Origin of the sequence: Acinetobacter sp. YH16032, assembly GCF_013417345.1 — a bacterium.
In the GTDB taxonomy this organism is placed as follows: Bacteria; Pseudomonadota; Gammaproteobacteria; order Pseudomonadales; family Moraxellaceae; genus Acinetobacter.
In genome coordinates this window covers 1-12,145 of record NZ_VPEE01000010.1, presented here as the reverse complement: position 1 = coordinate 12,145, position 12,145 = coordinate 1, and the positions used below count along the sequence as shown (strand labels likewise).

The window sequence follows — 12,145 nt, the reverse complement described above, 5'->3', positions numbered from 1 at the left end:
GACAAATTCGTTATGAAACTTCAAACAATCGCTTGCGCGGTAGCCATTGCCACTGGTGGTTTATTTTTTGGTCATACAATTAATGTTGCGATCGCAGCGAATGAACCAGCGGTTCAACAGGTTCAGAATATAAAGCCCACACAAGAACAAGCTTTAGTTTCAAGACAATTAGCAACTTTGGTGGATCGTCAGCACTATTTAAATATGCGTTTAGATGCTACGACCTCACAACGTATTTTTGATATGTATATTGATAGTCTTGATCCTGACCATAGCCTTTTCTTGGCAGATGAAGTGGCAAACTATAAGAAAAAATACGGACCAACTTTTGGAGCCGCGCTCAAAGCGGGTAACCTTGAAGGACCTTATGCCATTCACGCTCAATATCGTGATCGTTTAAAGTCATTCTATGAGTTTATGTTGGCGGAGTTAAAAAAACCGCAAAACCTAAATCAACCTAATGTGTTTATCGAGTCTGATCGTGAAAAGGCTCCATTTTTCAAAAATAAAGCTGAGCAAGAAAATCAATGGCGCAAAATGCTGGTGTCTCAGTTAATCAATTTAACGATTGCTAAAGAAGAAGATTTGGCTAAGCAAAAAGCGTTGAAAGATGATCCTTCTTTAGCAGCAGGGCAAGATCTCACTTCAGCTGAAGATTTAACGCCAGTTCAGACTTTGACCAAGCGCTATATGCGTCAATTAGAACGTATGAAGCGTACAAAAAGCGATGACGTTTTAGAAAAAACGCTCAATGCTATGTTAGCGACTTATGACCCGCACAGTAATTATTTCCCACCAATCGATGCGATTGAGTTAAATCGTCAGACCACATTGCAGCTTGAGGGGATTGGTGTGTCGATCCGTCCAGAACGCGGGAATGAAGACTATACGCGTATCGAGACGATCGTAGATGGTGGTCCTGCGTTTAAGACGGGACAGGTCAAGTCTGGTGATCGTATTATTGGTGTCGCGCAAGACGGTGACAAAATGGTCGACGTCATTGGATGGACCAGTTCTGAAATCGTTGGATTGATCCGAGGTAAGCGTGGGACTAAAGTCACCATTAAATTGCTCGGACCTGGAGCATCTATGAGTCAGGCACGTACCGTAACTATCGTACGTGATGTGATTCAAGAAGAGGATGCGGGTGTACGTTCAAGAACAGTTGAAATTGTACGTGATGGCAAGAAACATAAAGTTGGAGTAGTCGAAATTCCATCGTTCTATTACAACTACCGTGCCCGTCGTGCTGGTGAAAGCTATCGTTCAGTATCTGAAGATACCAATAATGCATTGAAAAGTTTAGCTGCGCAAAATGTCGATGGCATTATCGTTGATCTTCGTAATAACCCTGGCGGTTCACTCGAAGAAGTGGCAAAAATGATTGGGCAAGTGATTAAATCTGGTCCAGTGGTTCAAATTCGGGATGGGAATGGTAACGTCAGTGTCTTCGAAGATCGTGATGGAGGCGCTCAAACCTACGCAGGTCCATTGGCTGTCATGGTGAATCTGGCTTCTGCATCAGCAAGTGAAATCTATTCAGCTGCTGTGCAGGATTATGGTCGTGGGATTGTGATTGGAAGTACTACGACAGGTAAGGGTACAGCTCAAGTTCAATTGGACAGCTTAGCGTATGGTCAAGCGACATTGACGCAACGAAAGTTTTACCGTGTTACTGGTGGAAGCACACAAAATAAAGGGGTTGTGCCTGATATTCAATTGGTTGATATCTACGATGAAGAGTTTGGGGAGCGTAAAGCTAAGAATGCTTTAGAGTGGGATACCATCCCTACAGCTCCTTTCAAACGTGAGGGAGAAGTGCAAGCCTTTGTACCAAAATTAGCTGCTCATTCAATACAGCGTGTTGCGAATGATATTCAATTTAAGTATTTAGAAGCGCGTAAAGCGATTTCGCAGAAAGCTAAAGAGAATAAACAAATCGTGTTGGATATCGATCAACGTAAAGCTGAACTCATCGCTTTGGAAAAAGAAACGTTGGCAGAAGAAAATAAACGCCGTATAGCAATGGGTAAAACTGCTTATCCAAATTGGGAAAGTTATCAGGCATCGATGGAAGCTTTGGCTGAATCGCGTGCTAAGATGAAAACTAATCAACGCCCACCTTTACCTGAAGAAGAGGCATTTGTCACTGAATCAGCTCATATCTTGCTCGATTACATTGCCTTGCAAAAATAAAAATATTTATTGTTAAGTTTTACTTAAAAAATGGCGTATTTCGATACGCCATTTTTTATGGATATCGCCGAAAAACAACTTGACGTTCAATGAGATGGTGATATTGTTGTAGGCGACAAATGCTCATTAAAAAGTTGAACCTTCTTACATTTATTTACTGTACTTTTGGGGTTTAAATAAAATAAAAACAGGTTCAGGTACGGATAAGTCTCTATATGATTCATATGAGTTACGATTATGCAATGGTGGCGGGTTCTGCTGTGGCGGCAGTGATCGTCTGCTTTATTGCTATTTCATTTGAACAACTCATTAGTACCCACAAAAACCCAGTTGGTCAAAAAGTGCTGCTCGGTGTAAGTGGCATGATATTTGGTCTTGCGATTTGGGTCATGCATTTTGTTGGAATGCTGGCTTGTCATTTACCCGAAGATCATAGTTTCGATATAGGTTTAACGCTATTCTCTTATGTGATCGCAGCTCTCGCTTCAATTTTTGCCATATGGCTCACGACTAGATCTACACTTCCTTTGGCTAGATTGGTTTTGGGTGCACTTCTGATGGGTTTCGGTATTTCAGGTATGCACTATACTGGAATGGCGGGATTGATCGTTCCCAACTACATTATTCGTTATGACACCATTTTGGTGATTTTTTCTGTACTGATTGCTGTATGTGGTTCAGGATTGTCATTCTGGCTGATGTTTAAATATAAGCGTACCTATCACAATAAATTGGCTTTCAAGCTTGCCGTGGCATTCATGATCGCTTTTAGTATTGTGGGAATGCATTATATTGGTATGGCGGCTGCGACTTTCCAACCCGTGGATGCCAAATATGCAGCATTGAATCAACTCCATGAAGGTCAAGGTTTATTACTTTTTGTCATTATATTTGTCACCTGCTTGGTTTTAGTGGTCAGTTTTTTTGTCGCTATTTTAGAATTACGACTTGAAGAGCGAAATCAACAATTAATCAAAATGAATAAGGAATTGGAAAGCCTTGCCCTTCAAGATAATTTGACCAAACTTCCAAATCGACTTTTTTTGCTTGATTACACCACTTCATTATTTTCACTACACCAATCTAAAGATCATAAAGTTGCATTCATTTATATTGATTTAGATCGTTTCAAGGCAGTAAATGATGCTTTTGGACATCATATTGGTGATCAGCTTTTAGTGAATTTAGCACATCGACTTCATGCATTACTCGAAAAAAACCAAAAATTAATTCGTATTGGTGGTGATGAGTTTTTATTGGTTGTTGAAGACTTTTCTACAGACCAAATTGATCAAGTTGCCAATCTAGTATTGAGTAAAATCCAAGAAGGCTTTGTGATTTCTGGGAAGGAAATCAATATCTCAGCAAGTTTAGGTGTGGTCTATTATCCAGATCATGGTGCTGATTTACATGATTTGTTGGTGAATGCTGATGCTGCAATGCTGATGTCCAAAGAGCAAGGTCGCAATACTTACAGTGTGTTTAACTATTCATTAGATCAACAAGAAATCGCACGTAGCCAATCAAAACTTATTAATGATTTGTATCGTGCTGTTGAAGAACAACAATTCATTTTATTTTATCAGCCGAAATTCACAGCAGATTTTAAAATTTGTGGCGTTGAAGCTTTAATTCGTTGGAAGCATCCAAGTCTAGGACTTCTAGCACCAAATATGTTTATTGAGGGTGCGGAGCAAACAGGTCTTATTATTAAAATGGGCTACTGGGCTCTTGAACAAGCGTGTATACAGATTCAAGCTTGGCAAAAAAAGAAATTGCCTTTCTGTCCGATCGCTGTAAATTTATCAGCTGTACAATTTGAACATAAAGCGCTGGTAGATACATTAAGATGTTTAATCACGCAATACCAGATCGATCCAGCCCATTTAATTATTGAGATTACTGAATCGACAGCAATGCATCATATCGATGTCAGTATTCGTACTTTTGAGAGCCTACGTAATTTGGGGATTGGGCTTGCGATTGATGATTTTGGAACTGGTCATTCTAGCTTCTTATATTTAAAGAATCTCCCGGTAGATGAGCTTAAAATTGACCGTGAATTTATTCGAAATCTTTCACCCAATACTAAAGATGAAATTATCTTAGAAAGTATTATTGTATTGGCTAAACGTTTAGGTTTGGTGGTGACAGCTGAAGGCGTTGAAACTCAAAAACAAGCCGATATCTTAAAACGTTTAGGTTGTCAGCAATTACAAGGCTATTTATTGGGTATGCCATTACCTGTGGATCGTTTAGAAAGCACATTTAAGAACTATTAACTTCTGGTCAGTTTCTGATTCATCACATTCACATTCGGTATTGATCTGCTACAATATCGCCAATTTTTATTTTGATCTTTTTTGATCTTCTAAACTGCATGTCTGCAGTAGGTGTTATTCATGAGCTTTAAGCAAGAGTTAGCGGAGCAAGTTGCTCAGCGACGTACATTTGCCATTATTTCCCACCCCGATGCGGGTAAAACCACAATGACGGAAAAGTTATTGTTGTGGGGGCAAGCGATCCAAGTTGCAGGTATGGTAAAAAGCCGTAAATCTGACCGTGCTGCGACATCAGATTGGATGGAAATGGAAAAAGAGCGTGGTATCTCAATCACGACCTCTGTGATGCAGTTCCCTTATAAAGACAAAATGATCAACCTGCTCGATACACCGGGGCATGAAGATTTCTCTGAAGATACATATCGTACCCTTACAGCCGTAGACTCAGCATTGATGGTGATTGATGGTGCGAAAGGTGTCGAAGATCGTACGATTAAATTGATGGATGTGTGTCGTATGCGTGACACACCGATTATTTCTTTCGTTAACAAAATGGACCGTGAAATTCGCGAGCCACTCGAGCTCCTCGACGAAATTGAAAACGTCCTGAAAATTAAATGCGTACCTTTAACTTGGCCTTTAGGCACAGGCCGTGACTTCGCGGGTGTTTTTAATCTGATCGAAGAAAAATTCTATGTCTATAAAGCAGGTTTTGGTTCAACCATTACAGATATCGAAATTCGTGACGGTTATGACCATGCTGACCTTCGTGAAAAAGTCGGTGAATTAGCTTGGGCTGCATTTGAAGAGTCACTAGAATTAGTTCAAATGGCAAATGAACCGCTTGATCGTGAAGAATTCTTAGCAGGGCGTCAAACTCCAGTATTGTTTGGTACAGCGTTGGGTAACTTTGGTGTAGACCATGTCTTAAATGCATTTAGTGAATATGCACCACCACCAAAAGCACATCCTACCCAAGACCGTAAAGTTGAAGCGACTGAAGAGGGTTTCTCTGGTTTTGTCTTTAAAATTCAAGCCAATATGGACCCTAAACACCGCGATCGTATTGCTTTCATGCGTATCTGCTCAGGCAAATATGAAAAAGGCTTGAAAATGAAGCATGTGCGTATTGGGAAAGATGTGCGTATTTCAGATGCATTAACGTTCTTGGCGGGTGATCGTCAGCATCTAGAAGAGGCATGGCCAGGTGACATTATTGGTTTACATAACCATGGTACGATTCAAATCGGCGATACTTTCACTTCGGGTGAAAACTTGCAATTCACAGGTATTCCTCACTTCGCTCCTGAAATGTTCCGCCGTGTTCGTTTAAAAGATCCTTTGAAATCGAAGCAACTCCAAAAAGGTTTAAAAGAGCTTTCAGAGGAAGGTGCAACTCAGGTATTTATGCCACAAAACAGTAATGATCTTATTGTAGGTGCTGTGGGTGTTCTTCAATTTGAAGTTGTAGCTTATCGTTTAAAAGAAGAATACAAAGTGGATTGTATTTACGAGCCTGTGAGCATTAATACAGTTCGTTGGGTTTCATGTCCAGATGAGAAAAAATTTAATGAATTTAAGAAAAAAGCACATGACCAACTTTCAGTTGATGGTGGTGGGCATTTAACGTACTTAGCACCTAGCCGTGTCAATTTACAATTAATGCAAGAGCGTTATCCTGATATTGTTTTCCGTAATACACGTGAACATTAATTTTGCTTGAAAATGTAAAACAGCTTCCTCGTGAAGCTGTTTTTGTATCAGAATAACCAATGCTTTAATTTTGGTTGATTCTTGTGATTACTCTAAATTTACAAAAAAAACGATTGCGTATTCTTCTTGCTACCTTAGTCATTGGGGTGGCATCTTGTGAAAAACAACCAAAGTCTACGACACAAAAGTCAGGGCAGTCTGCCCAAGTTAAAAACGCTGATGTGTTACCTTACTTAAATGATGACGCGTTTCAAGTTGAAATAAAGAGCGAAAATTGTACAAAATCGGTCTGCGAAAAAATTGAAATTTTAAGTCTAAAAACAGCAGATCAGTGGGTCAATCAACAACTTAACAACCATTTGGCTTTTGTGATTCAAGATCAAATCAATGAAAAAGAAAAATTGAGTTTGGATCAATCCATCGAAACCTATATAAGTCGATCTGAATCATGGATGAAGGAGTTTTCACTGAATCAGCCTTATGAGTTGGATATACTGACGCAAGTCGCCACCCAACGAAATCAATATGTGTTGATCCAATTCATTGTTAACACAAAACAAGCTGAAGTGATCGTTAAAGATCGTGGTTACTTTATGGTATTGGATCGAAAGCAGAAAAAAGTTTTACAGTTGCAGGATGTGATTCAAAAGAACCAAATAAATGATTTTGAAAGAATACTTCAAGTGTCCTATCAAAAATGGTTAAAGGCCCAGAGTGGTGAAGTGAGAAGTATCGCTCCAGTGAATCTCAGCTGGCAAAATCAGGAATGGTTCTTTGATGGTGAAGGGATTGGTGTTCATATTCGTGCGAACGAAATTGTCAAAGGTGGTGAGCAATTGGATATCTATTTGAATCATGCTCAAACCAAGCAGGTGGTTGTACCGCAGATCTTTCAAAAGATGTTTTGAAATATTACAAATATTGTAATGTAGCATATACAATTGCAGTTAAACCCATACAAACGAAGCTTGAGCTATCAATTTCATCGGGTTAGGCTTAAATCAATGATAAATGACCGTTTCTCCTCAAGGTTGTGAGATGTTAAAAAATAAAATAGTTTGGACTGTATCTGTACTTACTGCCGCAATTACGCTGAGCGCATGTCAGCCAAAAGGGGACGGGCCTAAAGAGTCACCTGACACTCAAACTCAAGCAGCATCGGAAGTTCAGATACTCGTGCTTCAGGGTGAAACTGAAAAAGTGCCTGTTCGGTTGGTAGAATGTGATGGTAACAATTGTCCAGAAATTTCAATTGATCGATTGAGAACGAATCAATTTGTGTTAGATGGCTTAATTGATCAAGCGATTATCAAAAATTTACAAGAAACGCTAGAGTTGTTCGAACCTGAGCAGACGCTGCCTAAAGACAAAGATACTCAAGCCGTAAGTGAAGTTGTTGAATATAAAACTGCAGCGCAGTTACTTGCAGAGCAGATTCAGCCCTATATTGATAACTTTGTGGGTTTAGATAAAGAGTTAAAGCACTTGGGGGTTGGACATCAAATTAGTTTGAGTATTAGTCCTAAAATTTTAAATTCACAAGGACCACTTGCAACCGTCGTATTGAATACGAGTAACTATTTAGGAGGTGCACATGGTTCTTCTTCACAAACTTACTTTAATTTTGATTTGAAACAGCAGAAACAAGTGTCACTAGATCAAATTTTAGTGAAAGACCAAAAGAATAAATTAAATCAATTGGCCCATGATGAATTTAAAAAATGGGTCATAGATTCGCAGTTAGCAGATAACGTTGAAGAGTATGAAGAGGCTTGGAAATTTAAACTCACTGATAATTATTATTTGGGTAAGAAGGGTTTAATTCTTCAATACGGTGAATATGAAATTGGTCCTTATGTGGTGGGTTTGCCAAGACTTACGATTCCTTATGAAAAGCTACAGGGTGTGATTAAACCTGAAATGCTGGAGGCTGTTCATCCTTCGGTTCAAGTTGCTGTACCTCAAGCTGCAGGTGAAGCAAAATAACATGTCCATGCCACGTTTGTTTGATACGCATACGCACTTTGATGTAGAAGATTTTGACTTCGATCGTGAGCAACTTGCGTATCAGGCTAAACAGAAGGGAGTGGATGCCCTTGTACTGATTGGGTTTAAACACCAACGCTTTAATACATTGATTGAAACACACCATTGGTTAAATGGTTTAGATCAGGCACCGAGGAGTTATCTCGCTCCTGGTCTACATCCTTTTTATATCGAACAACATCAGCCTCATCATCTAGACGATTTAAAAAAAATTCTTGAAGTACAACAATGCATCGCCGTTGGTGAAATTGGTTTAGATACTTTTCTCAAGCAACATAAGCAGTCAGAAGTTTTCGCTAAGCAACAGGATTTTTTTGTGCAACAACTCGATTTGGCTCAACAATTTAAGCTTCCTGTACTGTTACATATTCGAAAATCTCATGCTGAAGCATTAAGGCTGTTAAAAGCAAAGCAATTTGTTCACGGTGGTATCGCCCACGCATTTAGTGGAGGGGTAGAAGAAGCAAAGGCATTTATTCAACTTGGATTTAAGTTAGGGGTCACGGGACAGATTACCAATCCCAATGCTAAAAAATTACACCAAACAGTTCAGTATGTTGGTATTGAACATCTGGTCATTGAAACAGACTGTCCTGATATGACGCCATTATGTTGTCAAGTTTCAATTGAACACCGTACCCGTAATACACCACAAAATTTAATTTATGTTTTAGAAGGTTTGGCACATAGTTTAAATACAAGAGTTGAAGACATTGCGCAACGTGTTTGGGAGAATAGTGTGTCTGCACTCAACCTAAAAAATGAACTGAAATTGTCGTGAGTTCAAAACTCTCTATTCCTCTGAAGTTTTGCTAAAATACGCCTTTTCCAAATAGTGTTAGAGCAATATGACTGACTTAGTTCATGATGATGAATATGAACGCCGTTTTACCGGTGTAGCCAAAATTTATGGCGAAGAAAATTTTCAGCATTATGAAAACAGTCATGTCATGGTGATCGGTATTGGCGGTGTTGGCTCTTGGGCTGTCGAAGCTTTGGCTAGAACAGGTTTGGGCGAGCTCACACTAGTGGATATGGATTCTGTTGCAGCATCGAATATTAATCGTCAGTTACCTGCGATGACATCAACATTAGGTCATGAAAAAATTGAAGTGATGTCAGAGCGTTGTCGCCAAATCAATCCACGTATAAAAATCAATTTAGTTGATGATTATCTAACGCCTGAAAATGTAACAGAGATTTTGAGTTCAAATCCAGATGTTGTGTTGGATTGCATTGATGATGTCAAAGCAAAACTCGCATTGATGCTACATTGCCGTTTCAATAAAGTCCCCTTGATTGTATCTGGTGGTGCTGGTGGTAAGTTAGATCCACTCAAAATTCGGGTCGCAGATTTGTCAAAAACAGAATACGACCCGATGCTGGCAAAATTAAGAAGTCAGTTACGCTCAAAAGGTATCTGTAAAAAGCCGAAAGAGAAGTTCGGTATCACCTGTATTTATTCGGTGGATAATCCTTTTTCGAATGCTGATGTTTGTGCGAGTGCTGGGTTAAGATGTGGGGGCTATGGTTCAGCCGTGGTGGTGACATCAAGTTTTGCAATGGTAGCTGCGGCTGAAGTGTTAAAACGATTAGATTCGATTCAAGCAAAACAAGCCTAAAAGTGATTATCAAAAAAGGTCTCTATCAAGAGACCTTTTTTACTGATGATATTTGTTTATTCAGCATTGATTTTTAAGCTTTCTTGTTCAGCATGTCTTTGAATGGCTTGTTGCATACCGATTAAGGCATTTTCAATATCTTTTAATGTTTTCGCGTTACCCCCACTCAGGGCTTGTCGCCATTTTCGTGCACCAGGAAGGTTTTGAAATAAGCCTAAAATATGACGTGTAATGACTGAAAGTGGTGCACCATCAGCTAAACGTTTTGCAATATATGGCATCATTTCCTGCATGATCTCAAAACGATCAGGTGCTGACAAATTCCATAATTGTCCTAGTTCAGCCAGTAGATAAGGATTGTGATAAGCCTCGCGACCAATCATGACACCATCCACATGTTGTAAGTGTTGTTGAGTTTCAGCAAATGTTTTGATCCCACCGTTGATTTCGATCAATAGTTCTGGGCGATCTTGCTTTAAGCGATAGACATCTTCATAACGTAAAGGTGGAATGTCCCGATTTTCTTTCGGTGACAAACCTTGTAGTAAAGCAATGCGTGCATGCACGATAAAATTTTGACATCCCGTTTTTGCAACGGTATCGACAAAATGCAGCATCTCCTCATAAGATTGCATATCATCGATGCCGATTCGGTGTTTTACCGTGACGGGGATATCAACTGCATTTTGCATTTCAGCAATACATTCAGCAACCAGCTCAGGCTCAGCCATGAGGCAAGCACCAATTTTATTGTTTTGAACACGATCACTAGGGCAACCAACATTTAAATTGATTTCATCATAGCCCCAATCTTGAGCCATTTTAGAACAGGTTGCGAGGTCTTTAGGATTTGATCCACCAAGCTGTAACACAATAGGGTGTTCTTCTTTGCTGTAATCTAAATGACGTGCTGCATCGCCAAATAAAATTGCGCCTGTGGTCACCATCTCGGTGTACATGATGATATTTGGATTGAATAGACGTGCAAAAAAGCGGTAATCACGGGTCGTCCAATCCATCATTGGGGCGACGGAAATTCGAGGCTGTAAGGATTGGATATCAGACATGGTGAAACCTAGATTGAATAAATCGTGAAAAGCTCGGCATCTTACCATAATTTAAAAAATGGTTCATTGAGGAGGGGCATGAAACACTTGATAATTCAGGTAATATTAGACAGATACGCCCAGAATTTAATAATGGAACTAAAACACATTATTTATTTGATAAGAATGGGTAATATACTGGGAAATGGTGATATGAAAATATTTTTATCAGATGTACAACAAGTATTCAGCGGCTTATTGACCCATAAAATCAGTCGAGAGGAAGCTGAAGAGTGGGCAAGAATAAGGATGAATGCGCTTGACCATAATGAATTGTTTTTTGATCTTCCTACTGAAGAGAAGCTTCTATGGAAAGCAATAATTTATTTGAGTGGTGTAGCTTTAAAAATATCACCTGAGGAATATATGGAAGATGATGATGGTATCAAAGAGATGTTTAATACTTATTGGTCAAAGTGATGTGGCGTCATGTATTAAACTGGACGGTATATTTAGCCAGACTTTGAGGAAGTTTAATACACTGCTTTATCTAATAGATGAAGGATGTGTGGATATGGGCTATGAAGCCAAATGTGGGTTTTCAAAATGATGAGTGGTTTTAAAAACCCAGGAGACTTTTTACTCATTTTGGCTTATTTTTTTATTTTTCAGGCTACATTGACTCTCTTTGGTTGGCAATTAAAAGAGAAAAGAGAAAAGATATTGAACTGGAATATTGTAATTGGCTCGCTTCCATTTGTACTCAGTATTGAATTGTTGTTTGATCACTATCAGAATTCATTTTTTGGGGAACTAACATTAATTCTCACTTATTTTTGTATATGTTTTGCTTTAAATACATTTTTTTGGATATTTAGTTTTTTATTTAAATTAATTCTACTTAAAATTAGATGGTATTTTTTTTCTTATATCAATGTTATAGGCGGTTGGATATTTTCAATATTAATTTAAATATTATCAGAAGCTTTGGCTTTTTTTATATAAATCTTTTTATATGAATAAATCTTTATTATAGGAAATATAATTTTTTATTTTAATTGATTTGAATCAGGCGGTTATGAATTATTGTTTGCAACAAAGCCTCTTGGTTATTAAGCTGTCATTAAAAAGTAAACATGTATTCTTTTCCGAATTGGTTTGATACTCTCTCCACCCATTGCTCTATTTTATCAGCTGTCATGACTTGAAAATCTCGCCAATAATATTTCATCTGCTTCCA

At 38.7% G+C, this 12,145-nt stretch carries 10 protein-coding genes and 1 pseudogene; 9 read left to right on the top strand and 2 right to left on the bottom strand.

The window, feature by feature from the left end; translation table 11 throughout:
- The first annotated feature begins 12 nt into the window (after positions 1 to 12).
- The 7 genes from FTV32_RS07555 (at position 13) to FTV32_RS07525 (ending at position 9,859) form a co-directional block, all read left to right on the top strand.
- Positions 13 to 2,196: a carboxy terminal-processing peptidase gene (locus FTV32_RS07555; protein WP_180028332.1), complete on the top strand. Its 2,184-nt coding sequence runs from the start codon at positions 13 to 15 to the stop codon at positions 2,194 to 2,196.
- Between the two features lie 215 nt (positions 2,197 to 2,411).
- Positions 2,412 to 4,478 carry a bifunctional diguanylate cyclase/phosphodiesterase gene (locus FTV32_RS07550; protein ID WP_035265296.1) on the top strand — a complete coding sequence of 689 codons (2,067 nt, stop codon included), beginning with the start codon at positions 2,412 to 2,414 and terminating at the stop codon, positions 4,476 to 4,478.
- A gap of 120 nt (positions 4,479 to 4,598) precedes the next feature.
- Positions 4,599 to 6,191, top strand: coding sequence for a peptide chain release factor 3 (locus tag FTV32_RS07545; RefSeq protein ID WP_035265298.1), 1,593 nt, complete (start codon positions 4,599 to 4,601; stop codon positions 6,189 to 6,191).
- Between the two features lie 83 nt (positions 6,192 to 6,274).
- The gene (locus FTV32_RS07540) at positions 6,275 to 7,099 is read left to right on the top strand and encodes a hypothetical protein (protein WP_180028331.1); all 825 of its coding nucleotides are present in this window, start codon (positions 6,275 to 6,277) and stop codon (positions 7,097 to 7,099) included.
- Between the two features lie 130 nt (positions 7,100 to 7,229).
- A complete protein-coding gene (locus FTV32_RS07535) occupies positions 7,230 to 8,177 on the top strand; it encodes an RsiV family protein (protein ID WP_180028330.1) in 948 nt (315 codons plus the stop codon).
- 7 nt (positions 8,178 to 8,184) lie between these two features.
- Positions 8,185 to 9,018, top strand: coding sequence for a TatD family hydrolase (locus tag FTV32_RS07530; RefSeq protein WP_373683323.1), 834 nt, complete (start codon positions 8,185 to 8,187; stop codon positions 9,016 to 9,018).
- Between the two features lie 67 nt (positions 9,019 to 9,085).
- Entirely contained in the window at positions 9,086 to 9,859 is a 774-nt protein-coding gene (locus FTV32_RS07525; protein ID WP_180028328.1) for a ThiF family adenylyltransferase, read from the top strand.
- Positions 9,860 to 9,915: 56 nt separating this feature from the next.
- On the opposite strand, the gene dusA is transcribed toward FTV32_RS07525, so the two are convergent.
- Entirely contained in the window at positions 9,916 to 10,926 is a 1,011-nt protein-coding gene (gene dusA / locus FTV32_RS07520; protein WP_035265303.1) for a tRNA dihydrouridine(20/20a) synthase DusA, read from the bottom strand.
- A 192-nt stretch (positions 10,927 to 11,118) separates the two neighbouring features.
- On the opposite strand from dusA, the gene FTV32_RS07515 reads away from it, so the two are divergent.
- Both FTV32_RS07515 and FTV32_RS07510 read left to right on the top strand, forming a co-directional pair.
- Positions 11,119 to 11,385 carry a hypothetical protein gene (locus FTV32_RS07515; RefSeq protein ID WP_035265382.1) on the top strand — a complete coding sequence of 89 codons (267 nt, stop codon included), beginning with the start codon at positions 11,119 to 11,121 and terminating at the stop codon, positions 11,383 to 11,385.
- Positions 11,386 to 11,511: 126 nt separating this feature from the next.
- Positions 11,512 to 11,877, top strand: a complete 366-nt coding sequence (locus FTV32_RS07510; RefSeq protein ID WP_180028327.1) for a hypothetical protein — start codon at positions 11,512 to 11,514, stop codon at positions 11,875 to 11,877.
- Between the two features lie 151 nt (positions 11,878 to 12,028).
- On the opposite strand, the pseudogene FTV32_RS07505 reads toward FTV32_RS07510, so the two are convergent.
- A pseudogene (locus tag FTV32_RS07505) lies at positions 12,029 to 12,145 on the bottom strand (transposase); the annotation flags it as partial.

What these genes read in the sequence shown, in the direction of transcription:
- FTV32_RS07510 (WP_180028327.1), top strand. Translation starts at nt 11,512, where the DNA reads ATGATGAGTGGTTTTAAAAACCCAGGAGACTTTTTACTCATTTTGGCT.
- FTV32_RS07555 (WP_180028332.1), top strand. Translation starts at nt 13, where the DNA reads ATGAAACTTCAAACAATCGCTTGCGCGGTAGCCATTGCCACTGGTGGT.
- dusA (WP_035265303.1), bottom strand. Translation starts at nt 10,926, where the DNA reads ATGTCTGATATCCAATCCTTACAGCCTCGAATTTCCGTCGCCCCAATG.
- FTV32_RS07545 (WP_035265298.1), top strand. Translation starts at nt 4,599, where the DNA reads ATGAGCTTTAAGCAAGAGTTAGCGGAGCAAGTTGCTCAGCGACGTACA.
- FTV32_RS07535 (WP_180028330.1), top strand. Translation starts at nt 7,230, where the DNA reads ATGTTAAAAAATAAAATAGTTTGGACTGTATCTGTACTTACTGCCGCA.
- FTV32_RS07530 (WP_373683323.1), top strand. Translation starts at nt 8,185, where the DNA reads ATGCCACGTTTGTTTGATACGCATACGCACTTTGATGTAGAAGATTTT.
- FTV32_RS07525 (WP_180028328.1), top strand. Translation starts at nt 9,086, where the DNA reads ATGACTGACTTAGTTCATGATGATGAATATGAACGCCGTTTTACCGGT.
- FTV32_RS07515 (WP_035265382.1), top strand. Translation starts at nt 11,119, where the DNA reads ATGAAAATATTTTTATCAGATGTACAACAAGTATTCAGCGGCTTATTG.
- FTV32_RS07550 (WP_035265296.1), top strand. Translation starts at nt 2,412, where the DNA reads ATGATTCATATGAGTTACGATTATGCAATGGTGGCGGGTTCTGCTGTG.